At 59.4% G+C, this 23,656-nt stretch carries 25 protein-coding genes and 3 pseudogenes; 14 read left to right on the top strand and 14 right to left on the bottom strand.

Features of this window, described 5'->3' with window-relative positions:
* Positions 1-504: 504 nt before the first annotated feature.
* From RAC79_RS17615 to arsK, 7 genes and pseudogenes are all read left to right on the top strand, one after another.
* Positions 505-738, top strand: a pseudogene (locus RAC79_RS17615) (hypothetical protein).
* A gap of 247 nt (positions 739-985) precedes the next feature.
* Positions 986-1,246: pseudogene (locus tag RAC79_RS17610) on the top strand (MFS transporter); the annotation flags it as partial.
* A 190-nt stretch (positions 1,247-1,436) separates the two neighbouring features.
* Entirely contained in the window at positions 1,437-2,117 is a 681-nt protein-coding gene (locus RAC79_RS17605; protein WP_374997392.1) for a YoaK family protein, read from the top strand.
* A 22-nt stretch (positions 2,118-2,139) separates the two neighbouring features.
* Positions 2,140-2,535, top strand: coding sequence for a DUF1622 domain-containing protein (locus tag RAC79_RS17600; RefSeq protein ID WP_374997391.1), 396 nt, complete (start codon positions 2,140-2,142; stop codon positions 2,533-2,535).
* 71 nt (positions 2,536-2,606) lie between these two features.
* Complete coding sequence (locus RAC79_RS17595) at positions 2,607-3,677, top strand: LLM class flavin-dependent oxidoreductase (protein WP_374997418.1); 1,071 nt, start codon at positions 2,607-2,609, stop codon at positions 3,675-3,677.
* Positions 3,678-4,193: 516 nt separating this feature from the next.
* The gene (locus tag RAC79_RS17590) at positions 4,194-4,550 is read left to right on the top strand and encodes an ArsR/SmtB family transcription factor (protein WP_374997390.1); all 357 of its coding nucleotides are present in this window, start codon (positions 4,194-4,196) and stop codon (positions 4,548-4,550) included.
* Entirely contained in the window at positions 4,543-5,751 is a 1,209-nt protein-coding gene (arsK, locus tag RAC79_RS17585; protein ID WP_374997389.1) for an arsenite efflux MFS transporter ArsK, read from the top strand. The genes RAC79_RS17590 and arsK overlap by 8 nt, the downstream gene beginning before the upstream one ends.
* 4 nt (positions 5,752-5,755) lie before the next feature.
* On the opposite strand, the gene arsH is transcribed toward arsK, so the two are convergent.
* From arsH to RAC79_RS17540, 9 genes are all read right to left on the bottom strand, one after another.
* The gene (gene arsH, locus RAC79_RS17580) at positions 5,756-6,532 is read right to left on the bottom strand and encodes an arsenical resistance protein ArsH (RefSeq protein WP_374997388.1); all 777 of its coding nucleotides are present in this window, start codon (positions 6,530-6,532) and stop codon (positions 5,756-5,758) included.
* Positions 6,459-6,884 (bottom strand): arsenate reductase (glutaredoxin), encoded by a 426-nt coding sequence (gene arsC, locus RAC79_RS17575; protein WP_374997387.1) that lies wholly within the window; start codon positions 6,882-6,884, stop codon positions 6,459-6,461. The genes arsH and arsC overlap by 74 nt, the downstream gene beginning before the upstream one ends.
* A 2-nt stretch (positions 6,885-6,886) precedes the next feature.
* The gene (gene arsB / locus RAC79_RS17570) at positions 6,887-7,945 is read right to left on the bottom strand and encodes an ACR3 family arsenite efflux transporter (RefSeq protein WP_374997386.1); all 1,059 of its coding nucleotides are present in this window, start codon (positions 7,943-7,945) and stop codon (positions 6,887-6,889) included.
* Position 7,946: 1 nt separating this feature from the next.
* On the bottom strand, positions 7,947-8,474 hold the full coding sequence (locus RAC79_RS17565) for an arsenate reductase ArsC (RefSeq protein WP_374997385.1): 528 nt from the start codon (positions 8,472-8,474) through the stop codon (positions 7,947-7,949).
* Positions 8,475-8,489: 15 nt separating this feature from the next.
* Positions 8,490-8,927, bottom strand: a complete 438-nt coding sequence (gene arsN2 / locus RAC79_RS17560; protein WP_374997384.1) for an arsenic resistance N-acetyltransferase ArsN2 — start codon at positions 8,925-8,927, stop codon at positions 8,490-8,492.
* The gene (locus tag RAC79_RS17555; protein WP_374997383.1) at positions 8,921-9,274 is read right to left on the bottom strand and encodes an ArsR/SmtB family transcription factor; all 354 of its coding nucleotides are present in this window, start codon (positions 9,272-9,274) and stop codon (positions 8,921-8,923) included. The genes arsN2 and RAC79_RS17555 overlap by 7 nt, the downstream gene beginning before the upstream one ends.
* 241 nt (positions 9,275-9,515) lie before the next feature.
* The gene (locus tag RAC79_RS17550) at positions 9,516-9,794 is read right to left on the bottom strand and encodes a hypothetical protein (RefSeq protein WP_374997382.1); all 279 of its coding nucleotides are present in this window, start codon (positions 9,792-9,794) and stop codon (positions 9,516-9,518) included.
* Positions 9,795-9,940: 146 nt separating this feature from the next.
* The gene (locus RAC79_RS17545; RefSeq protein WP_374997381.1) at positions 9,941-10,099 is read right to left on the bottom strand and encodes a hypothetical protein; all 159 of its coding nucleotides are present in this window, start codon (positions 10,097-10,099) and stop codon (positions 9,941-9,943) included.
* Positions 10,100-10,319: 220 nt separating this feature from the next.
* Complete coding sequence (locus RAC79_RS17540; RefSeq protein ID WP_374997380.1) at positions 10,320-10,580, bottom strand: hypothetical protein; 261 nt, start codon at positions 10,578-10,580, stop codon at positions 10,320-10,322.
* Positions 10,581-11,504: 924 nt separating this feature from the next.
* Between RAC79_RS17540 and RAC79_RS17535 the strand changes: the two genes are divergently transcribed.
* From RAC79_RS17535 to RAC79_RS17525, 3 genes and pseudogenes are all read left to right on the top strand, one after another.
* Positions 11,505-11,960: a ParB N-terminal domain-containing protein gene (locus RAC79_RS17535; protein WP_374997379.1), complete on the top strand. Its 456-nt coding sequence runs from the start codon at positions 11,505-11,507 to the stop codon at positions 11,958-11,960.
* Positions 11,961-12,455: 495 nt separating this feature from the next.
* Positions 12,456-14,399, top strand: a complete 1,944-nt coding sequence (locus tag RAC79_RS17530; protein WP_374997378.1) for a methyl-accepting chemotaxis protein — start codon at positions 12,456-12,458, stop codon at positions 14,397-14,399.
* Between the two features lie 225 nt (positions 14,400-14,624).
* A pseudogene (locus RAC79_RS17525) lies at positions 14,625-14,847 on the top strand (type II toxin-antitoxin system RelE/ParE family toxin); the annotation flags it as partial.
* Between the two features lie 206 nt (positions 14,848-15,053).
* Here RAC79_RS17525 and RAC79_RS17520 read toward each other — a convergent pair.
* Positions 15,054-15,911 (bottom strand): LysR family transcriptional regulator, encoded by an 858-nt coding sequence (locus tag RAC79_RS17520; RefSeq protein ID WP_374997377.1) that lies wholly within the window; start codon positions 15,909-15,911, stop codon positions 15,054-15,056.
* Between the two features lie 99 nt (positions 15,912-16,010).
* Between RAC79_RS17520 and gstA the strand changes: the two genes are divergently transcribed.
* The gene (gene gstA / locus RAC79_RS17515; RefSeq protein WP_374997376.1) at positions 16,011-16,643 is read left to right on the top strand and encodes a glutathione transferase GstA; all 633 of its coding nucleotides are present in this window, start codon (positions 16,011-16,013) and stop codon (positions 16,641-16,643) included.
* 348 nt (positions 16,644-16,991) lie between these two features.
* On the opposite strand, the gene RAC79_RS17510 is transcribed toward gstA, so the two are convergent.
* Positions 16,992-17,591, bottom strand: a complete 600-nt coding sequence (locus RAC79_RS17510; protein ID WP_374997375.1) for a gamma carbonic anhydrase family protein — start codon at positions 17,589-17,591, stop codon at positions 16,992-16,994.
* Between the two features lie 28 nt (positions 17,592-17,619).
* Positions 17,620-18,003 (bottom strand): nuclear transport factor 2 family protein, encoded by a 384-nt coding sequence (locus RAC79_RS17505; protein WP_374997374.1) that lies wholly within the window; start codon positions 18,001-18,003, stop codon positions 17,620-17,622.
* Between the two features lie 93 nt (positions 18,004-18,096).
* Between RAC79_RS17505 and ftrA the strand changes: the two genes are divergently transcribed.
* Entirely contained in the window at positions 18,097-19,083 is a 987-nt protein-coding gene (ftrA, locus tag RAC79_RS17500; protein WP_374997373.1) for a transcriptional regulator FtrA, read from the top strand.
* Between the two features lie 80 nt (positions 19,084-19,163).
* Here the strand turns inward: ftrA and RAC79_RS17495 are convergent, their stop codons facing one another.
* Both RAC79_RS17495 and RAC79_RS17490 read right to left on the bottom strand, forming a co-directional pair.
* Positions 19,164-20,423 (bottom strand): MFS transporter, encoded by a 1,260-nt coding sequence (locus RAC79_RS17495; RefSeq protein WP_374997372.1) that lies wholly within the window; start codon positions 20,421-20,423, stop codon positions 19,164-19,166.
* Positions 20,424-20,550: 127 nt separating this feature from the next.
* On the bottom strand, positions 20,551-21,756 hold the full coding sequence (locus RAC79_RS17490; RefSeq protein WP_374997371.1) for an MFS transporter: 1,206 nt from the start codon (positions 21,754-21,756) through the stop codon (positions 20,551-20,553).
* A gap of 46 nt (positions 21,757-21,802) precedes the next feature.
* Here RAC79_RS17490 and RAC79_RS17485 point away from each other — a divergent pair, with 46 nt between their 5' ends.
* Positions 21,803-22,432 (top strand): GNAT family N-acetyltransferase, encoded by a 630-nt coding sequence (locus RAC79_RS17485; protein WP_374997370.1) that lies wholly within the window; start codon positions 21,803-21,805, stop codon positions 22,430-22,432.
* Positions 22,433-22,564: 132 nt separating this feature from the next.
* Positions 22,565-23,590: an alpha/beta fold hydrolase gene (locus RAC79_RS17480; protein WP_374997369.1), complete on the top strand. Its 1,026-nt coding sequence runs from the start codon at positions 22,565-22,567 to the stop codon at positions 23,588-23,590.
* The last annotated feature ends 66 nt before the right edge of the window (positions 23,591-23,656 follow it).

The following is a 23,656-nucleotide window of genomic DNA, read 5'->3' as shown; positions in this document are numbered from 1 at the left end:
GCTCCCCCCGCTTGGGTCCGCCGCACTGATATGACAAAAGACGTTCTGCTTCTGGCGAAATGGCTTCGTTCGCCTCAAGATCTGTTAGCCAGCGTTGCGGGGTCTGATGTCCATCAAGAGAACCATGGCTGTTGGTTTCCGCGCGGAACTGAACCGGCTCAGTTCCGCGTAAAACCAACACATCATGTCTTCAGTCGTCGTTCCGAGGTCGGATAATGTCCGCGCGGGCAGACGCGTAACTGGCGAAGATCCTTTTGCCGCAGCCCAAGGTGCAGGCCAAACCGCCGCAGCAGGAATGATCTGACGGCTTCGGCCGCCGGCGGGGGATATCTGTTCCTGAGCCTGGCGACCGGTCTGGGGTTGTGGTCGAGCGGAGGTAGATAGGGGGCGTCTTCTTCTTAGAAATAGCAAATCCCTCCAAGCGACATCGGATCAGAGGTATCGGCCGTGGCCACATATCCACATAAGTGTAATGCGGGTTTTCCTGGTTCAGGAGCACGTCAGATGAGCGGATTGACGATCGACATAACGGATCAACAACATTAGAGCCTAAAGGTGCTGCTGGCCGCTTTGCAGGGCAAGACAATCAAGCAGTATGCACTTGAGCGCCTCTTTCCCGAGCCACAATTTTCCGTGAAACGGTGCTCTGAAGTTTGGAGCCACTATTGCCCAAACCCAACCGCCGCCGCGTCGCTTCACCGGGCGGCGCTTCAATGCGTTCGGCGGGAACGGCCATAGCGGTGAGCAATGTGGGCGTTCAGTGCAAGTGCAATATGGTTGATGAGTGAGCTGTCCGCCTGGTCCATTTCGATGAGAGGGAGGAGGGCGGCGCCGATGTCCCGCACCGTCGGGTCGGCCATGCCTCTACAGGTCGCCAAATCGTCAACGGGAGGTCCTCTCGTGTAATCTGCAAGTTCTGACAGGTGCTCTCTGGGAAGATGGATCACAAGTGCTTCGAGTGTGCCTCGAACGGCAATGGCTGCCCTTCCTGCATGCGCTGGACGAGCTTTCGCAGGAACGTCGCCGCGATGGCGCCTATGGCTGGGGCGTGACGGAGGACTCCGCCGATCCGCAGAAGATCGTCGAATGGTTCATGGTGGAATCTTGGGCCGAGCATCTGCGCCAGCACAAGCGGGTTTCCCATGCAGATGCGGATTTGCAGGGCAAGGTGCTGGCTTATCATTCCGGGCTGGAAAAGCCGGTGGTGCGGCACTTCCTCACAATCAACCGTCCGGGAAAGGCGTAATCAATCCGCAACGGGCGACCTCATGGTCGTCCATTGTTTCATTTGTGGCAATTATATCGAAATTATTGATGCAATTGTTGGGTCGGGTCTTTCAAGCGAATATCACGTCATCCGATGGACATCAGGTCGCCGACGATACCGAGGCTGATGTCGAGCTCATCACCTGCTGCAAAAATCGAGAGAGATCCCCATGAAATTCCCCTCCCTTCCGATGCTCCTGAGTTTCAACGGCGGCTATGTCGACACGCTCGGCTTCCTGGCCCTGTCGGGCCTCTTCACCGCCCATGTGACGGGAAATTTCGTCACGCTGGGCGCCACGGCGGCGCTCGGTCTTGGCGGCGCGCTGTCCAAGCTGCTGGCGCTTCCGGTGTTCTGCCTCGTCGTCTTCCTCTCGCGCCTCATCTGCCTGAAGCTTCAGGGCGCTGGTCGCTCGCCGATCCGGCCGATGCTTCTGGTGAAGCTCGCCCTGTTTACAGGCGTGGCGATCTACGCGCTTTATCACGGGCCGTTTCATGCCGAGGAAAGCACGGTCACCCTCTTCGTCGGCATGGCGCTGGTTTCGGCGATGGCAATTCAGAACGGTCTCCACAAGTCCCACCTGGCCAAGGCACCGCCCTCGACCCTGATGACCGGAACCACGACCCAGATCATGCTTGATCTCGCGGATCTTCTGGCAGACCCGAAGGCTGAGGAAGTCGTCGCCGCCAAGGCGCGGATCAAAAAGATGGCCGGCGCGGTCGTCACCTTTGCGCTGGGCTGTGGTGTTGGCGCTGCGGGTTACATTTTCGCGCCCGCCGCCGCCTTCAGCCTGCCCGTCATCATCGCCGTCGCCGCTCTCTTCGCCAGCACGGCCGGCGCCGAAGCTAACTAGGTCAACCAGAGGGAACAGTGCAATGGATATCGGAAGCGAAACCGGTGGTCTGGCCAGTCTGATCGCCCCCATCCTGAAGCCGCTCGCATCGGGCCTCGAATTCTTCGGCGTCGGTGTCATCCTCATCGGCGTGGCCGTCGCCACCGTGGGCTATGTCAGGGATCTTGCGACCGATGACAGGCGAGAGGCTTATGATCGCTATCGCGCCAATCTCGGACGCGGGATCCTGCTCGGCCTCGAAATCCTGATCGGGGCCGATATCATCGCCACGATCATCGCGCCGCTCACCTGGGAAAGCGTCGGTCTTCTCGGATTGATCGTCCTGATCCGCACCTTCCTCAGCTTCTCGCTCGAAGCCGAGATCGACGGCCAGTGGCCGTGGTCGCGCAACGCACGGCGCGGCGCCAAGGGCGGCTGACGTCTTTCACACAGCCCCATCGCATATCCATCTCACACTTAACGAAATGCACAGATCAGACAGGTCACCCGATGACGGTAACTCTCGAATTCGGCCTCGACACGTTCGGGGATGTCACCACCGGAGGGGACGGGCAGCTTCTTGCCCAGCCGCAGGTCATTCGCAACGTGGTCGAGGAGGCCGTTCTGGCCGACCGGTATAGCATCGACTTCTTCGGGATCGGCGAACACCATCGCAAGGATTTCGCCGTATCGGCTCCGGAGGTCGTGCTCTCAGCCATCGCCGCCAGAACCGGGCGCATAAGATTGGGATCAGCGGTCACGGTGCTGAGCTCCGATGATCCGATCCGCGTGTTCCAGCGTTTCTCGACGCTCGACGCGCTGTCGAACGGGCGCGCCGAGGTCATTCTCGGGCGCGGTTCGTTCATCGAATCCTTCCCGCTCTTCGGCTACGATCTGTCGAAATACGAAGAGCTGTTCGAGGATAAGCTCGACCTCTTCTCCGAGCTCGCGACCAAGGATGTGATCAATTACGACGGTGATTGGCGCCCGCCGCTGGAGGATCAGATCGTCTATCCTCCGGTCGCAGGCGGGCAGCTGAAGACCTGGATCGGCGTCGGCGGCAGCCCGGAATCCGTGCTTCGGGCCGTCAGGCACGACATGCGACTGATGCTGGCCATCATCGGCGGCGATCCGCGCCGCTTCGCGCCTTATGTCGAGCTTTATCGGAAGGCGTCGGAGCAGGCGGGCCGCCCCGCCCGCGAGATCGGCGTGCACTCGCCCGGCTATGTTGCCGAGAGCGACCAGCAGGCCCGCCGTGACCTCTTTCCGCATTTCAAGAAGGTTCGTGACCGCCTTGGCCAGGAGCGTGGTTGGCCGCCTGTCACGGAAAAGGATTTCCAAAACGAGATCGAACATGGATCGCTTTACGCCGGCTCCCCGGAGACGGTTGCGAGGAAGATTGCGCAGCTTGTGGGAACGCTCGGGATTTCGCGCTTCCAGATGAAATATTCAGCTGGCCCGATGGAGCACGAGAAGCTGATGAACAGTATCGAACTCTACGGTACAAAGGTCATTCCGATGGTCCGTTCGCTGCTCTCTCGGCCTGAAGTCCAGGCATCGCCCGGGAACGAACATGTCTGAGGAATTTTCGCGGAAGATCCAGACCGCTGCAGATCGTCGATTCAGAGGATAAGGCCAGGATACAGTTGTCGGCGATTGAGGGAACGCCATCGGTCGAGCTTCTGAAGCCCGACGGCGCTGGTGCCGCCTTGCTCAAGCTCCGACGATGACGGCCGGCCATCGTTTTCTCTCAGCAACGTGGCACCCAGCGGCCCGACGGCCATTCTCGAGATCGATGAAAAGGGCGCTCATATCAAGTTCATCGAGAGGACGGGGCTTCGACCTGTCTCTTCCTGAACGGCAGATCGCCAACAGAATTTGAAACCCAACTCGCCCAGCAGGCGGCTTAGTTCGAAGCGCATCGCTGGACCAGCCCGGGGGGCTTACTCCATAACCGGCTCATCAGTTCTGCGTGGTAACCAACACCACCGCAAGCACATCGAGGAGATTGCCGAGACTGATATCTGTCGAAAGTGTCTTGTCGATCGCGTTCATTTGGGGTATCCCTACATACAATAGTTCAAGGATTATTGAAATATGGATGAGCGTCAAGCCCTTTCGTCATTCGCAGCACTGTCCCAGGAGACGCGCCTTGCCATCGTCCGGGCGCTGGTCGTCGCTGGGCCTGAAGGACTGGCCGCAGGGGTGATCGCCGAGCGCATGGGCGTTTCCGCAACGAATGTCTCATTCCATCTGAAAGAACTGGAGCGGTCGGGTTTGATCTCTCAGCGAAGGGAGTCTCGCTCGATCATCTACAGCGCCAGCTACGAGAGCCTTGCCGATCTGGTGAAGTTCCTGATGGAGGATTGCTGCGCCGGGCACCCTGCGATCCGGGAGAGTGTCGAGAAGGGCGACGGATGCTGCAATCCGGCTGGTGAGGTAGCAGGTGCATAGTCGACAGGTTCTCGCGGGCATCGTCTCCGCCCTCGGTATCACGCAGATCATCGGCTACGGCACTCTCTATTACAGCTTCAGCATCCTCGCTCCCGGCATGGCGGCCGATCTTGGCCTGTCGCTTTCCCAGGTATTTGGGGTCTTCTCCGTCTCGCTGTTCATAGGCGGCCTGTCAGCCACCTGTCTCGGCAAGCAGATGGATCGGGTCGGCGCGGCCACCATCATGACGATCGGCTCGGTTCTTGCCGCCCTGACGCTCACCTTATGCGCCTGGTCGCCCTCGGTCGCGGTGTTCGCCATCGCCATCATTCTACTCGAGGTCTCATCGGGGATGGTGCAGTATCAGGCGGCATTCGCGGCATTCGTTGAGAGCGATCCCCGCACCGCATCCCGGAGCATCACCTATTTGACGCTGATCGGCGGATTCGCATCGACAATCTTCTGGCCGATCTCGGCCGCGCTTTCCGGATGGATGTCGTGGCGTGAGATCTATCTGGTCTTTGCAGCGCTGAACCTGTTCCTCTGCATGCCCCTGCATGTCTGGGTCATGCGCGTCGGCAAGACGGGATCGAATGCGGAAGCAGCCGCCCGGCCTCGCGAAACCATAATCGGAGCAATCCCCCACGATGCCCGCCGCCGAAGCATGATCATGGTGTCGTTCGCCTTCGCGCTTCTCGGGTTTACGCTTGCCGCGATCCTCGCGCATATGGTGCCGATGCTCGGTTCCATCGGGCTGGATGCCGCGGCCGTAGTTATCGGATCTCTGTTCGGTCCGGCACAGGTCGCGAGCCGCCTGATCAACATGGTCTTCGGAAAGAACCTGTCGCCGCCGGTACTCGCGGTGGTGTCCGCAGTGCTGATCGTGTTCGGCATCCTGATCCTGCTGGCAACGGGAGACTGGCTGCCGGGGGCTGTCGCCTTCGCCATCTGCCTCGGGCTCGGTTCCGGCATCAACAGCATCGCGCAGGGAAGCCTGCCGCTCTATCTGTTCGGATCGGATGGATATGGCGCGATCACGGGCAAGATGGCGGCGGCTCGACTGGCGCTCGGAGCCGGTGCACCCTTCGCGTTCGCGGCCGCCATGGAGAACCTGGGCCTGAGCCTGTCACTAATTGGAAACGCATGTCTCGGTGCTGTCAGCATCGCGGCATTCGTTGCGGTGGCTGCATCCTGTAGGCGGCCAGCCATCGCAACGGTCTAGGCAGTCAGGTCGACTTCAGCGAGACCCGCTTCTCCAGCGCGGCCGCCTCTTCCTTCCGCTCGCTATAGCGGTCGGTCAGGTAGGACGATGCATCACGGGTGAGAATGGTGAACTTCACCAGCTCCTCGCAGACGTCGACGACCCGGTCGTAGTAGGACGAGGGCTTCATCCGGCCATCGGTGTCGAATTCCTGAAACGCCTTCGCCACGCTGCTCTGATTGGGGATGGTGATCATCCGCATCCAGCGGCCGAGGATGCGCAACTGGTTCACAGCGTTGAAGGACTGGCTCCCGCCCGAAACCTCCATCACCGCCAGCGTCTTGCCCTGGGTGGGGCGGACGGAGCCGAGCGACAACGGGATCCAGTCGATCTGCGACTTCATGATGCCGGTCATCGCGCCGTGGCGCTCCGGGCTGATCCAGACCTGGCCTTCCGACCATTGAGAGAGGTCGCGGAGTTGCTGAACCTTGGGATGGCTGACGGGTGCCTCGTCCGGGAGCGGCAATCCGGCCGGATCGAATATCCGCACCTCGCATCCGAGGCGTTCGAGCAGCCGACGGACTTCAAAGGCAAGGAGGCGGCTATAAGACACTTCCCGGAGCGATCCATAAAGGATCAGGATTCTCGGCTTGTGCGTCGAGAATTCTGGCCGCAGCGGTTCTGGCGCGATCGGCTGAAGGTGGTCGTTGTGCAGTGCGGGAAATGTCTCAGACAATGCGCTTTCCTTCCTGGTCGAGGACCTGTTCGCCGTCTTCCTTGGTGAACGGTCCTTTGAAGGCATCGGCCGGCAGGATGTCCAGCACCACCTCAGAGGGACGCGACAACCGCGTGCCCAATGGGGTGATAACGAACGGTCGGTTGATCAGGATCGGGGTCTGAACCATCACATCCAGCAACTGGTCATCGGTTAGATCAGGGGCGTCGAGGCCGAGTTCGGCGAAGGGCGTACCCTTCTCGCGGATCGCTTGACGCACTGTCAGGCCGGCGTCCGCAATCATCCCAACGAGTTGCTCCCGGCTCGGAGGACTCCTCAGGTATTCGATGACGGTAGGCTCTATCCCGGCATGCTGGATGAGCTCGAGCGTGTTCCGCGACGTGCCGCAGGCCGGGTTGTGATAGATGGTGACGTCCATAGTCAGATCCTTTCAGTGATGGTGTTGCGGGCGACAGCGGGCGATGCTTCGTACCAGCCCTTCGAGCGGTTCACGATCCAGACGACGGACAGCATCACCGGAACCTCGATCAGAACTCCGACGACAGTGGCCAGTGCCGCGCCAGACTGAAATCCGAACAGGCTGATGGCGGCGGCAACCGCAAGTTCGAAGAAATTGCTGGCACCGATGAGCGCTGACGGCCCGGCAATGCAATGACGCTCACCTGCCATGCGGTTCAGAAGGTAGGCCAGTCCGGAGTTCAGGTAGACCTGAATCAGGATCGGTATGGCCAGCAAGGCGATGATCGTCGGCCGCGCAATGATCCGCTCACCCTGAAATGCAAACAGCAGGACGAGGGTTGCGAGGAGCGCGACGAGCGACATCGGCTGAAGCTTCGCGAGCAGGCTATCGAGCGCACGCGTCGTACCATCGGAGGTCAGGCGGCTACGCAGCGCTTGGGCGATGATCACAGGCACGACAATATAAAGCGCAACCGACAGGACAAGCGTCGCCCACGGCACGGTGATGGCCGAGAGACCGAGTAGCAGGCCGACGATCGGCGCGAAGGCAACGACCATGATCGCGTCGTTCAAGGCGACCTGTGAGAGAGTAAATAGCGGTTCGCCTCGTGTCAGATTGCTCCAGACAAAGACCATCGCAGTGCAAGGTGCCGCGGCGAGGATGATGAGACCTGCGATATAGGAGTCGATCTGGTCTGCCGGCAGATATGGCCGAAAGAGCCAGCCGACGAACAGCCATCCCAGCAACGCCATGGAAAAGGGTTTGATCGCCCAGTTGATGATCAGCGTGACGCCGATCCCACGCCAGTAGGAGCCGACTTGCGCCAGCGACCGGAAATCGATCTTCAGGAGCATCGGGATGATCATCAGCCAGATCAGGATCGCGACGGGGATGTTGACCTTGGCAATCTCGGCGGCTCCAACCACCTGGAACGCGCCTGGTAGCAGATGCCCCAAGGCAATACCGATGATGATGCAGAGGAAGACCCAAACGGTCAGGTATCGTTCAAATGTCGACATGCTACTCGGCCTTCGCGGATTTGACCGATGCGCCTTCCAGCAAACCGATCTGGCGAACGTGCTGTTCGAGAGCCAGGCGGTCGATCGAGGCTATGGGCAGGTTGATGAAGGCGATGATCCGGTTCTTCAGGAACCGTGCAGCTTGAGCGAAAGCCCGCTGGATCTCGACTTCAGTCCCGACGACGGCTGCCGGATCCTCGACGCCCCAGTGGGCAGTCATCGGATGGCCGATCCAGACCGGGCACGCTTCGCCCGCAGCGCTGTCGCAGACGGTGAAAATGAAATCCATCTCTGGGCTACCCGCCTCGGCGAAGACGTCCCAGCTCTTCGACGAGAAACCCGTAGACGGATAACCGAGCACATCCAGTTCCTTCAGCGCGTGTGGGTTGACTTCGCCCTTCGGCTGGCTGCCGGCGGAATAGGCTTTGAACCGGCCGCCGCCCTCCTTGTTGAGGATGGACTCGGCAAGAATAGAGCGAGCGGAATTGCCCGTGCAGAGGAACAGCACGTTATAGGTCTTGTCAGTCATGGTCGTGGTCCGTGGTTAGGTCGGAGGCCTTTTGAGCTTCATGATGGTCGCCGACGAGGGGCAGAGGGAGGAAAGTTGGCGGGTCGCAAGTACGGCGGCCGGCACTTCGGCTCGCTGCACCTCGAAAAAACCGATGGTCGAGAAGAAGGGGGCAGCGCTCGTGGTTGCGAGGAAGACATTGCCGCGAACTCCTTGCAGCGTTTCCTCGACGATCGCTCGTCCCAGACCATGACCCCGATACGCCGGAAGTACGACAACGGATCGCAGCAGGTAATCGCCGCTGCACCGTTCGAGGCCGGCATAGCCGACAATCCCGTCGCCACCCGCAACGGCTTCGAAGAAGGCACGGTCTGCATATTCGATATCATCGGTCGGAAGATCCGCGGCGCGGAGCGCTTCGCGGAGACGGACGTTGCTACCGGCCACTTCGTGCAATGCTATCGCGCTCAACATGGCTTCGCCTCCGGCGCGCAGCATGGCGTCAGTTCTGCGATCAGTGGAGCGCAAAGCTCCGACGAACCGCCACAACAGTCCTTCAGCAAGAATAGTGTCAGGTCGCGCAGGCCGTCGAGATCGGCCCGGTAGATGATTGATCGGCTCTGGCGCTCGCTCTTCACCAACCCGGCACGGGATAGCGTCGCAAGATGCGCTGACATGGTATTTTGGGGAGCGTCGAGTAGTCGCGCCAGCTCACCTGCCGCAATACCGTCGGGTTCGTGCCGGACGAGCAACCGAAATGTCTCGAGGCGGGTGTTCTGTGCCAAGGCCGCAAGGACCGTTATTGCGCTATTGTTTTCCATGCATCCAGAATAATGGATATATTGGAGAAGTCAACTGCTTCCGGTCTGAGGCCAATCATGTGCAGCTGAAAGTCGGGGGATGCCCCCAAAGCAGGGCGATCGAGCCTGAGGTGACCATAAGTCCCCTTGGCTCTTCTTGCTTATACTCACCTCCGCATAAGCATGAATTCCATCCTTGGCTGGCTCATTGACCTTTGCCGACCGCCTGGGCGACATTGCCGTGGAGGTGGGCTGCGACCGGTTACCACTGAGACCGCCGGCCGAACACTGGAATGACGCGCTGAGAGCGCGGGAAGAAGAAAGAAGGAAAGGAAACCGAGGGCAGGAAGAGGAGGTCTGCCGCATGCCCGCCGGTCGCGTCAAGGGTAAAGCTTCGCCCGCTCGGCTGCGGCCGGCTGGCGGCGACGTCTTCTCGATGACGGTGCCCGGTGAGAAGCACACCGAACGCAAGGAAGCCGGTCGGATGCCGGCGAAGGAGATTTTGACCCTGTTCCAACTGCAGCAAGAGGGTGAGATCCATCTCGCGACAATCAGTGGCTTTGATCTCGTTTACAGGGCGAGCGGTTCGGCAAGGATGATGGTTATCGCTACGAGGCCGTGCTCCAGCGCACCGGTGCAGATTATGAGATCGATCGGGCCATCACGGTTACGCTGCTCGGTGCCGTCTCACGGCTGCAGCACGCTCTTGAAGGCTTCGGCGACGAACAGTACAATTATCGCCTCCGACTTGAAGACGCCGAGCGATTGGTCTCCTGCCGTTCCCGAGACGGAGGCGCTTTCGCGTTCGAAGACGAGCTTGAGGAAAGCGGCTGAAGCTGGCCGCAATCGAGGCTCAAATGGCGGCAAATCCGGACGACGAGACCGTAGCGGCGTCTGCATGGCTGCGTTGCACAATAAATGTTTTCCTGCCGGTCAAAATTCAGGCATAGCGCCTTCAGCTGATGCACATGACGGTCACCTCTCAGTTCCGTCGCAGCAGCTGTTCCTCTCTGGAGGTTTTAGATCTCCACACTTCATGGGCCGCGGTTTCCGCAGGCCCATCTTTTTATTCTTTGTTCGCCTCATCCGACGATTCCGGGGAGTTTATGCCGAGGCGGCTTTTGCGCAGGCCCCGCCGTCGGGCAGCTTGAAGAGCGATTATATCAAGGTACCGTTCGCGCATGGCCTTCATGTCGATATCTCCGCGGGTCCATTCCTCCAGCAAGGCAACGAAGGCAGGATCCGTGTCGATCGGCATACCACGCGCTGCCGCGCGATCAATCGCACGCTGCGCGTTGGCTCTGCGGGTTTCGGAATCTGTGCTCATACTGCCTCGCCTGACATTTAGAAGGACAGGAAAATCTAACAGGGGGTAATCCAGATCGCGACTTGAAATTACTCTTCGTCAACAATATCTGTACATCACTTCCCGATGAGACGACGTCCTGCTCGCTGCAATCGCAGCGGCGTTTGATGTTGTCCCGGGATACAAAAGGAGGCGCTCCCCTCACGGGTCGAGCGCCTTTTTGTTTCGGAGGCGACCGCAAACGTGGTCCTGCACCTTGACCGAAGCCGCTTTGCAGACGAGACCTCAATCAAAACACTCTGTGGGAACACATGCCTTTTTTTCTCGTAACGCAGACATCGCTGGTCGAAGCTGAGGATGAGCGAGATGCCGCCCAAACGGGGGTCGACCGTCTCCGCTCCGGAGCACAGGTCGCCGTTTCGGTTAAATCCGATGAAACAACGATCACGCACATCGTCGTCCCTGCGGTGGTCGAAGAGCCCCTTCCAACCCCGCCCTCTGACAGCATCAATCTCTCGCCTGCTGCTGTTGCTGTCCCGGAAGCTGCCTTCGACTCACCGGAAAACAGAACTCTCATCTTGAAGCGTATGATGGCTGACGCGCTGGCCCTTCTGCGGCGTCGGACCTAGCCCCGTCCTTCAGGCACCGCTGCCACCAGCACTATCATATTCGATCGTCGGCTCGCATTGAGAAGAGAGGATTGAAAAAGCAGGAAGGATGAACCGGTCGCAGATCGGTCCTCCCGCCGACGCTCTCGCTCAACTGCCGCCTGCGCGATCCCAGCTGCTTGCCCTTCGCAGGGCTGTACTCCGCTGGTCCCGCACGGCAGGGATGCTCGGCCGCAGTTGCGACAGCCCGGCCGCTCGGCGGTCCCTTCGAGAAAAGATGAAGATAACAGGGGCCGTCAAGGCGCCGGTCAGGAACCTCTGGACAAGGACAAATCCCATGCAGATCATCAAGGTTGACGCGCGCGCTCAAGGAAAATCCCGACCGGATGCGTCAGTCGAGTCGTTGCTGCAGGCCGACGCGCTGATGTTGGCGACGATCAAGGCCGTCGGCATAGTCCAGCCGCCGGTAGTCGCACCGGAAAAGGATGGCGGAAACGGTTACGTCATCGACGCCGGCCATCGCCGCGTGCGCCTCGCAATCGCCGCCAGCCTGGAAGAAGTCGAAATCCTCGTCGTGGATGCCGCCCACGATAACGGCGCCATGCGTTCGTTGGTCGAGAACTCTGTTCGCGAGGCGAGCTCGCATGTGCGTCGGGGTAACGTAGCCACTAGCCATAAATGGCAGGACTGGCAAAGGCTTGGCGCTCTGGCTCGCACTCTTGTCGCATGTCGAGCGTTCACGTCCTTTCAAGTGCAAGACCGCGACAGTTTGTGCCGTTCGGACGGTCGCTAGCCCGGTCGGGAAACACGTCAAGTGCGAATAGTTCGTTCGAGCATTGTATGATCGCCTTCTGCCAGACAGACCCAAGGTGACAATCAGATTGTCGCCACGTGAGCAACGTTACCGAATGAGATCCGCAGCTCAACTCGACCGCAAGAACCACGATTGGCAGATTGAGCAAGAAGCCGAGCCGCTCTCCCGCCGACCGCTTCAGAGGCGCCCGACCTCGCAACCGTCGCCGCGCTGAAGCGCATCACTGGGCCTAGGGGGGCAGCAGGTGATCGTCAGTGAATGTGATTCTTAACGAATATAAAATATTATTATCCTATATTTCGTAACGCTGAAAATGAAACGGTAATCTTGATCGCCTTCAGCAGGTATTACGTCTTGGAGTAAATTCTCGTATATTCGGAAATCTTCTTCGTGCGTATGCCACCATCGGTACACCCGGCGAATGAATTGCTCGTGGTTCCTCCTGATAAACGTTAATTATTGCGAGAGCGGCACATGAAACACATTTCTATCGTCGGGAAATTTCTTATTATTATGGCATGCTTCGGCTTGTTCTCTCTCGGGGTCGCCCTTTATTCCGGAATCCAGATTGCCAGAGTTGACGAAGACTATGCTGGCCTGATGGAAGGCGAATCAACCGCCGCCTTGTATTTGGCTCGCTCCAACCGCAACCTCCAGGCAGCACGAGCGTCCATCGGGGAACTGTTGATGTCGCGCTCGGCAGGCCTGAACGAGCGGGCGGAAAAGGATATCAAGGATGCTGAAGCCGGTTTTGTGAAATACATGGACACCGTTGCTGGCGCTGTCCCGCAGCGCGCTGAGGTTGCTCTTCTCAAGGCCGAAGGCCTCAAGATCATGAAAGAGGTGTGTGGCCCGACCATTGTGGCAGCGCGAAACGCGACGACGGAGCAAGACATTGCCGCGTCACAGCAACTGTTCCTGAGCCAGTGTCAGCCGGCTTTCAGTGCGCTGACTCCAAAATTTACAGCTGAAACGAATGAAATCGTTGATGCTGCTGCGAAGACGGGTGAGGAGCTGTCCGCACACGCCAGCAGCACCGTTGCCACGACCATGACAGCTGTCATCCTTGGCTTGATCGTCGTTCTCGGCGTCGGCTTCCTTGCTGTCCGTTCCTGGCTGGTGCGCCCAATTCAGCGGATGTCCGCGATCATGAACGTGCTCGCCAATGGGGATCTCAGCGCTGACGTCGGCGGCACGGATCGCCGTGACGAAGTCGGAGGCATGGCGAGAGCGGTTCAGGTGTTCAAGGAAAACGGTTTGCGGGCAAGGGAACTTGAACAGGAAGCCGTTGCGACGCGCTCCGCCACCCAGGCAGAGCAACTGCGGATCGCGGAACGTGAGCGTGAGCGGGCCCAGCAGATGGCACAGGCGACGTCGGGCCTTGCGGAAGGCCTGAAGCACCTGTCGAGCGGGAACCTGACGTTCCGGTTGAACGAACCATTTGCCAGTGACTTCGAAGCATTGCGGTCCGACTTCAACGCAGCCGTTGGCCAGCTGGCGGACAGCCTGCGGTCGGTGGCGAACGCCACGGGATCAATCGACAGTGGCGCGCGTGAAATCAGCCAGAGTGCCGAAGACCTCTCCAAACGGACGGAGCAGCAGGCCGCGTCGCTTGAGGAAACGGCAGCCGCTCTCGACCAGATCACCACCAACGTTGCGAACTCATCCAGGCGCACAGAGGAAGCGCGTCATGTGGCAATCGAGGCCAACAAGTCGGCGCGCCGCTCGGGCGAAGTGGTTTCGAATGCCGTAATCGCCATGCAGCGCATCGAACAGTCGTCGAACCAGATCTCCAGCATTATCGGCGTCATCGATGAGATCGCCTTCCAAACCAACCTGCTGGCTCTGAATGCCGGTGTCGAGGCGGCGCGGGCCGGGGAAGCGGGTAAGGGTTTTGCGGTGGTCGCCCAGGAGGTGCGCGAACTCGCCCAGCGGTCGGCTCAGGCAGCCAAGGAGATAAAGGAGCTCATCCGAAACTCCGTGGATGAAGTCAGCACGGGTGTAATGCTGGTTCAGGAAACAGGCCAGGCGCTCAAGGTGATCGAGGAGCAGGTTGTTTCGATCAACACGCAGCTCGACGCCATATCAACGTCGGCAAAAGAGCAGTCGATCGGTCTCGCCGAGGTCAATACAGCCGTAAACCAGATGGACCAGGTAACACAGCAAAACGCAGCCATGGTCGAGGAATCGACGGCAGCCAGTGCTGCTCTTGCCAGCGAAGTGCAGCGCTTGCGCGAGATCATATCTGATTTCCGCGTCGGCTCCGAAGAAGGTGTGGAACCCGGTAGACCAACGGTGGTAAGAGCCGAACACAAGCCCGTCATTTCTCCCGCCCGCCGCATGCTTGCGAAAGTTGCCGGAGCTGTCGGCCGTGGTGGCGGTGCAGCGGCCGCCGCTGATCGCTGGGAAGAATTCTGACGTTCGGGAAGTACGCCGGAAAGTATCACCTGATCGTGACCGGGCTAACCACCCCGGTCACGATCCATATAGCGATCATGATTTTGGGCGGTTGGATGAGCGATGTGAACCGCCCCGAGTTTGCCGGAGACCTCAACTCGTGAGAAGCAGGGTCTATGACAAGCAAGGCGACGAACAAATTCTCTCCTGAAGTTCGTGCCCGCGCCGTGCGCAATGAGGTGCTGCCAGGTACGCCGTTCCGTCTCGGGTTTGGAGCGAAATACCGCAACCCTTGCCGAGGGCAAAGGTTCTTTCAGGGATATGAGTGCGCTTTATCCGGCGTTACGAATGGTGCGATGCACCACTACGTCTTTTGTCTGCCTCGAGAGGATGGCCCGCCCTCATCGTGGCGATTCTTCATGAACGAATGGATCTCATGAAGCGTTTGGTTGATCGTCTGATCGAATGATGTTTGGATGGAGGCGGGATTACCTGAGCGCAAGACCGACAAATCGTTGTTATCGTGTGGCCAAAAACGGGGGGCAGTTCTGTTCCCTTCAACAGCGAGTATTTTATTTGCGTGTTAGGGTACCCTGGCAATCTTCGACATGTAATGACGATGATCTCAACGGGGCTGGCGTGGACTTGAAGATAGCCACACCAGTTGGAAGGCCCTCATCCGCGGGCCAGTTCGATCAGCTGGCTTGCCGCCCGCCCAAGCTTGCGCCTGGGAGAGGCTGCCAAGCCAAAGCGGCGACACAATGACGGATCGAGCCGTGCCGTCCGCAGGCCTTTCCGTTTCTCGGGTAGGGTCGATTCCGGGACAAGGCTGACGCCCACACCTTCCCTTACCAGCGCGACCGCACTGGTCCAGTCCCGCACCTCCATTCGCACATCTGCGAGCGACAGGCCCGCCGCTTCGGCGAGGGTGCGAGCATGGACGTGGCACCCACCGGTAGCGAGCACGAAGGGTTCCGCGGCCAAGTCACCAAGCGAGATGGTTTCACGTCGTCCAAGGCGATGCGCCGTTGGTAGAACAGCGACCCAGGCATCCTGTCCAATCACTACGGCATCGCTGTCCGGTTGCGGATTAAGGACGACGCCGAGGTCGATGGATCCGGCCTCAAGCCAGGCCTCGACCTCCCGATCATCCGTTTCAAGTGCAATCAGTTCAATGCCTGGATGGAGGGAGCGGAAGCGTCGCAGGAGAGGCGGCAACACAGTGGCAAAAACACTTGGAAAGGCCGCGATCCGGACTGAGCCGACTTCCTCGCCGGCGGCCTCGGCAGCTTCCTTTCCGATGGCGTCCAGATGCGCCAAGGCAGCGCGGGCATGGTCTAGCGCTCGCTCTCCAAAAGCCGTGAGTTCGACACCATGCCGGTGACGCGCCAACAACTTCACGCCCAAGCTTTCCTCCAGCATCGCCAGCGCCTGGCTCATGCCGGACTGCGTGACGCCTACATTCGTCGCTGCCGCGGTAAAGCTTCCCGCCTCGGCGACCGCAATCAGACTACGGATTTGGGTCAGGTTCATAGTAGCAAAGCTTATATCTGAAATCTTAGGCAGTAATTTTTCTTGTTCCAGGGGATCTGTCAATATCCGCCAACAGCCGAATTAAAATGGAACCCTCCCATGAAACTCTATTTCGCCAGTGCCACCTGCTCGTTCGCTCCCCACATCGTGCTGCAGGAATTGGGGCTTCCCTACAATCTCGTCCGGGTCGACAACCAGACAAAGCTCATGTCAGAGCCTGGCGATTTCCTGACCATCAATCCGAAAGGCTACGTGGCGGCGCTCGCGCTCGACACCGGGGACGTTCTGACCGAGGGGCCGGCGATCCTCCAGTATCTGGCGGACCTGAATCCGGATTTGGGTCTGGCTCCAGCCAATGGCACCCTGGAGCGCGCCCGGCTCCAGGAATGGCTCAACTTCGTCACCAGCGAGATCCATGCTGGATCGAGTCCGCTGTTCAACAGAGACCTGCCGGAGACGGTACGTGACCTCTTCGGGGTAAGGTTGACCCGGCGCTTCGATCTCATCGAAACCGGCCTTGCGACGCAGGAGTATCTGATGGGTGACTGCTTCACGGTCGCGGACGCTTACCTCTTCACGGTCCTCGGCTGGATGAAGGGCTTTGGCATCGACCTCAGCCGCTGGCCGAAAGTCGCAGCTTACATGCGCCGGATTGAGGCTCGCCCTTCGGTCGCGGCGGCGCTGGAACGGGAAGCCGCAGTCCCGTTTATGACGCGCGCAACTGTCTGTTAGAACAGGCGAGGGACCGGGACGTGCGCCGCGCCGCCCTGTGGTGAGGACTGGAAAGCGCGGCCGTGATCCGGGAGGGCTCGTTCCAGAGCTTGAGCCGGGACCGCCGGGGCGGCGCGTTTTTCAGATTGCATCAGAGCGGGCGGGCGGTTGATGCCAGCTCTACTGGCCTGCGCGAACCGGGTCCGCGTTATGCATTGAGCGCCAACCCATCGGATGGAACCGGCACCCCGCCAGAGCAGCCTGTTATGGCGGCAGCGTCACCTGCCAGCCAAGAGACATGTCGACCCGACTGAGCCACGATGGTAGCTATGAGCCAAAACGAGCACTAACCGGTCGGGAACCGCGACTTCAACAACCGCTTTCGCTTCGATGAATTCCAAGAGCATCGGACAAGCGTGACGTAATCGTTTTCATCACGTCGGGCGCGCTTCTATCGACGCCATAGACGAAGCCAGGAAAATCCAGTGTCTTCTGGATTGCCCAGATTGCTTCGTGCTGATCCGGTGACAGAATCTGCGCGGGGTCCCCGACAGCCACCCATCCGATCGGAACGGTGGAGCCCGGTTCCAGCCGCGTTCGCAGATGCACGGTTCCGTTGATGCGGACTTCCGATCCATGTCCGATTTGCGCCCCGTGGAACACGGCCGCTCCGGTGGCGACGAAAACTTCGGCATCAATTTGGGCGCCGACCACATGGCTGTTCGGACCAACGATGCAGTGATCCCCTACGGAGCAGTCATGGCGACTGGTGGCGCGGATAACCGCGTTCTCGAACACGATGCAATTGCGTCCGATGCGGATGGCCCCCCCGGCTTCTGCCACCAGGCGAGCGCCATGCATGATCCTGCTACCTGCACCGATGGCAACATCACCACAGACCGTTGCGTCCTCAGCAATCCAGGCCTCCGGATCGATTGATGGCGACTGTTCTTCGTAAGACACAATCATTGTTTTTGATCTCCCGCTTCTATCCTGGTTACCGGGACGATGCCCGTATGCTTTCGAGATGCCATACCTTGGCAACGATCCGCCAGCCGTCAATGTCCCTCACGAAGCAAAGATGATCGACAAAGACATTCGCGTGAATCCGCAACCTCACCTTTACGGTGGCCGCAGCCGGCGAAAGCCAGTCAATCAGGATGATCTCGTCTTCGCGATCCTGCGAGCGGCTTGCGGGAGATTCACGCTTTGCGATCACCTGGCGATAGTCGGCGATCGGGTCGACCGCAATTGTACCTTCGTCCGCGTCGAACAGGCTGCAGGCGGGATGAAAGATTTTGTCAAAAAGCATAAGATCGCAGGCGTAGAGGGCATCGAAATAGGTTTGTATAGCGGCTAGCAGCTCGGTATTGCGGTTCATTGCGCTTCCTCCGTGGGTTTGTTGGCGAGTGATCGTGTCGCACGCCGACAACGCGAGTTGCCAGTGGCAGGATTGCCAGATAAGACGGCATTCATGCCAAAAAACGAGATCCAGTCCTTTCCTGCAAACAAGCGTGTGGCGAGCCTCGTCTATGATGGCCTCTGTACCTTTGAGTTCGGCATTACGGCCGAGGTTTTTGGACTGAGTCGTCCGGAGGCAGGACCCGACTGGTACCAGTTCAAATCGGTCTCGCTGGAGGGTCAGGTTCTTCATGCCTGCGGTGGTCTGGCGGTTACTGCGACAGGCACTGAAGCCGATCTGCATCAGGCCGGAACGATCATCGTTCCCGGTTGGCGCGGGCCCGATGCGCGTGTGCCCGACCAGATCTGCGATGCCCTGGTCCGCGCTCATCGGGGTGGCGCCCGGATTATCTCTATTTGTGGAGGCGCTTACGTGCTCGCAGCCGCCGGCTTGCTCGATGGCCGCCGTGCCGCAACGCATTGGCGTTTCGCCGAGCACCTTGCCCGCCGCTATCCTGCTATCAAGATCGACGCGAACTGTCTCTATGTCGATGAAGGCGACATCCTGACCTCGGCGGGCAGTTCGGCAGGCATCGATCTTTGCTTGCATATCGTCCGGGCGGATTTCGGGGCGGAGCTCGCCAACAGCGTGGCGCGTCGCCTGGTAATGTACAGCCATCGCCAGGGCGGCCAGTCCCAGTTCATCGAGCGGCCCGTGCCATTGAGGCGAGAGGCCGATCGGCTGTCGTCGATCCTTGATCATATTCTGGCCAACCTTCAAGATCCGCACACAATCAGTTCTCTTGCCCGCCACGTCGGTATGAGCGAGCGTACTTTTCAGCGCCGCTTTCAGTCCCTGACCGGTTTATCCCCGCTCAAGTGGATCCTTAGGGAGCGGCTCGAGCAAGCCCGCATCCTGCTTGAAACCGGCGCTACCGCACCCGATGAGCTTGCCAGGGTGACCGGACTTGGAAGCGCCGAAAACCTGAGACTTCAGTTTGGTCGATATTATGGGGTCAGCCCCGTGATTTACCGTAATCGTTTTGCCCAACGCCGGTAAGTGAGCAGACGCGCCACAAGCGTGCCAATCAAATTTCTCCAGCTTGATTGAAGTGAATACCATCCCCGCGACCGCACAATTCATGCGACAAGAAACGTGGTGCGAACATGTGGTTCGGCGGTAGCGCCCGGCGAACCCGGCGGGGATTGCCGTGCTGCCACTTTCGGCGGTGGCATGTGGGTGCCAACGGCAAACAAGATGGCGCTGAGCCCCGCAAAACCGGCAAACAGCAGGAACATGCCAGCTCCGCCAAAGGTGCCAATCATGGCGCCGCCGAGGGTCGGTCCGATGAAGTTGCCGACGGTCGAGAACGAATGAGCACCAAAATAGCTGCCTCTGTTTCGGTTGTCCGCAATTCCGTCGACCAGCATGTATTCGCAGGGCACAACCAGAATCTCTCCAATTGTGAAGACAACCATCGAGATCGCCAGCCCCCAAAACCCGGCGGTGCTCATGAAGCCGATTTCACCCAAGGCAAACAAGATGCAGCCGATCACGAGGCCGTCGAGAGCGCCTGCGCGTTCGATGAACCTGCGGGCAAATGGATTCCCGATCAGGACTACTGTGCCATTGATCGAAACGAGAAAGGCATAAATCTCCATGCCTCCAGCGACATGGCTGGTTAAGTATGGAGCGAGCGTCGCTGACCATTGGCCATAAACCGCCATTAGCAGGGTGCCTCCACCGACAAAGAAGGCCAGCCGTGGATCGCGGATCGCAGCCCTCAGGCTCTCCAGCAATGGGACGGGTGCGGTTGCCTGAGGAACGTCATCACGTTGATAGATCGGTACGTGCAACAGGTGCAAGGCGACGGCGAAAGCGACATAGACTGCGCCTGCTATGATGAAAAGAGTGGTGGAGGCCGCACCCGCGGCAATGCCGATCAGCGGGCCGATGGCCCAGCCGGCATTCGTCGCGGTGTAGCGCCATGAGAAATATTTGAGGCGCAGCGGCTGCGGGCACACGTCGCTCATCAGCGCGCGCGATATCGGCTCATAGATCGCGAGCGCGACTGCGGCAACGACCTGGGCCAAGCAAAAGGCGACGACGGTTTCAGCCAATCCCATACCGATCAGCGCAAACGCCATCGAAAAAAGGGTGAGCGTCAGCATAGTCCTGCGACCGACCCTGTCCGACAGGGAACCAGCGAAAGGAGCCGCGACAGCCCCCAACAGCGGACCAATACCAAGCAGTGCACCGATAACGGCAGGACCGAGCCCGAACGACTGTTGCAGTTTGATGGCCAGGAACGAGAGCGTCATTGCGCGTGCAATGGTCACCAGTCCTGATCCTGCAACCAGAAACAGGACGTAGTTCAGTCGTTGTTTCTCCTGCTTCATTGCACCCTCATCAATATTGTTGTCGGGGCGGCATAACCGCATTCTTGAAACTTCCGGTCTCTTGGATCAAATGAAAGGGGGACTTTTGCAACGCAAAGCGTTGTGGTCTGGTTTGTCGCGAATGCGGTCAAATAATGCGCTCCTCGGGAGAGAATCGGGTCGCGAGCAGGATGAGCAGACCGACCCCGACAGCCATCATGACCCAGGCTTGTGACAAATCATCTGAACGACCGCGCAACCAACCGGCTGCAAAGGGCATGATGCTTGCGATCATGTAGCCGCCTCCCTGGACGAAGGCCGAGAGCCGACCGGCACTTGCCGGTTCGTCGGCGTGGTCGAGTGTCACGATCAACGACAGAGGAAACAGCGCGCCGATCCCCAGCCCAAGCAGGATCATCGCCGGAAGGGCCAAAGTCAGTGGCATGATGATAAGGCAGATCAGGCCCCCGAGGATGGAGCAGAGAGCGGCGGCCAGCGGTCCCCGCCGATCAGGAAAGCGGTTGATGAATGCCGATACAGCAAGACCGGCTATAACCTCCATCAGCGTAAGACCCGCGAGCACATAGCCGGCGACATCTTCGCTGCGCCCCAGTTGAACATAGAAGGGTGGCAGCCATGCCAGGACAAGCGTATAGGCGCCCGTGCCTACACCAAAAAAAACGAGCAGAAGCCAGGCTCTGCCGCTTCGTGACGGTGGTCGACCAACGGCTTGACGGAATACCGTCCGTCGCACGGAGGTATACGAAGACGATGTCCCTTGCCACAGAACAAGGGCAAGGAGCGCAGGCAGTCCCCACAGTCCCAGCATTGCTTCCCAGCCCACGAAACGGGACAACCCGGCGGCTGTCGCGGCTGCCAGGGTTGCGCCCCCCATGATGCCGGTTGAGTACAATCCCATGATGCGGCCTGCATCGAGCGGGAAGACCCGCTTGATGAACCCAGGCATCAACGCTTGAACGGCAGCAATGCCCAGACCGCTTGCCGCCGCACTGGCAAGAAGCCCGGCGCTGGAAAACCAGAAGAGCCGGGCTACGCAGGCAAGCGCGATGATCGCCACCCCGAAAGCAATGCCGCGTCCTTCTCCTACCCATCGCTGCAGGGAAGAGCCGGCGAGTGCGCCCAAGCCCATCAGAAAAACCGGAAGGGTCGTTAGCGCGCCCGCGCCGGTCGATGTAAGGCCCGATGCTGCTTCAATCCGGTCAAGGACTGGACCCAATGCGGCGAGAGCTGGCCGCAAGTTCAGGGCGACGGCGACAACGGCGATAATTGCAAGGGTGTTCGAGGTGAAAACCCGCTGAGCGATGTGTGGTTGATCGATGTCTGAATTGTGCATATGATATTATCTCAACAGAAAGAATCTTAATATCGAGATATCTCATATGGCAGAAGATTTCAAGGACTTGGATCGGGCAGCCTCCGCGGCATCGCAGTGGAGACGGGAGCGTCCCGATATCGACCCGTTTCCGATGGAGTTGCTGGGGCGCCCGGGAAACGTCCAGCCCTCACCAGCTTGCCCGAAAGTAAGTGAGGATCCGGAGTTGTTCCACACCGTCACAATCAGACAAGCGACCGCAGGCGATAGAGCATTTCTGTTTGGTCTTGCGCCTCGTCTCTATAGCGTGCCACGTCCCTCCTGGCACACGCTCGACACAATGAAAGACTTCCAGGAAAGATTTATGGCCTCGACCTTGGAGGAGGCCGCTCCGGGCTCTCTGACCCTCCTTGCTGTAACCACTGAGGATCGAGCACTTGGATACGTCCATCTAATCCCAGGCCGCGATGGGGTAACCGACGAAGCCTGCGGCCACGTCGCCATCATCGGCGTTGTTGAGGAAGCCGAGGGAACAGGTGCAGCTTGTCGACTGATCAATGAAGCACAGATGTGGGCGCGCCGGCAGGGATACAGGTTTCTCAGCCTGGATGTATTTGCCGACAATAAGCGCGCTATCCACTTTTACGAGCGTGAGGGTTTCGTGGCCGAATCTATTCGCATGGTCAAACCCCTATAAGCTCCCATTCCAGCCTATGCCGATGCCACCGTGTTCCGAGACCTGAGCTCTGAACTTCTTCGCAATATTATGTCCTCTGTCACGGAGCCGTATCATGGCACTGAAACTCGCTCGACCATTCCGCCGGTCTGTATGAAGCTCTCGCTCAAGCTCTTTTCCTTGGGCCTGGTTGCGCTGGTGGTTTTGCCGGTCGCGGTGGGCAGCACCTACGAGGTCGTGTCGCGGCATTGGGCCGAGGCAAAATACCCGCCCCCGGGCAGACTGATTGACGTCGGAGGACGCAATGTCCATCTCGATTGCCGTGGACAGGGGTCGCCAGCCGTCATTTTCGAGGCGGGACTGGACAGTTATGGGACGCTTTCGTGGGCAAAGGTACACGACAGCGTCGCCCGCGTAACCCGCGCTTGTGCCTATGATCGCGCCGGAATTATGTGGAGCGAGCCGAAGTCCTCGCCGCAACATGCCGATGCCGTGGCAGATGATCTTCAGGCCGTTCTGGTTAAGGCCGGGGAAAAGGGACCTTTCATTCTGGTCGGTCATTCGATCGGTGGACCTTACAGCATGGCCTACACCCGGAAATTCGGCGATCAAGTGGCGGGCCTGGTGTTTGTCGACGCCTCGCATCCGGATCAGGTCGCCCGATTCCCTGAAGACGCAAACGCCGCACTGGACTCCACCGGCAGAGCCATGCAGGTCGCAGCGGGCCTCGCATGGACCGGGATCATCCGCCTCATGGCGACGGCTGACGAAGCACAGGATGTGCCGGCACACGTTGCGGAGAAGGCGAAGGCCTTTATCAGTACATCGCTGGCGGCCGTGGTGTCCGAGAATTTGAATGTCGATCGGAGTCTGGAGGAGGCCGGCAGTCTCCGCACGCTGGGTGATCGTCCGTTGGTCGTGCTCACGGCAATGGCGCCGCTCAGCAATGACGCTCTAAAAGCAGGGAACATGTCGCGGCATGACGACACACGTCGTCGTGCAGTTTGGAGGAAGCTGCATGAAGACGAGTCTTCCTGGTCAACGCGCAGCCGGCACCAGCTGCTGGCGGATTCCGGACACTACATCCAGTTCGCTCGGCCCGATGTGGTGGTTGCCGCCATTCTCGATGTCGTGAACATCGTGCGGCTGGAAAACATCCGTGTGGACGATCTGCGTTGATGGTCAGTTGTCCTGTTGGGGGCTCACCTTTTCAGACGAAAGGGCGAGGACAGCATGTCAGTTAAA

This window comes from Agrobacterium sp. LR_9, from assembly GCF_041954855.1.
Taxonomy (GTDB): Bacteria; Pseudomonadota; Alphaproteobacteria; order Rhizobiales; family Rhizobiaceae; genus Agrobacterium; species Agrobacterium leguminum.
The sequence above is the reverse complement of the archived record's forward strand: the minus strand, read 5'-3'. Positions and strand labels throughout refer to the sequence as shown.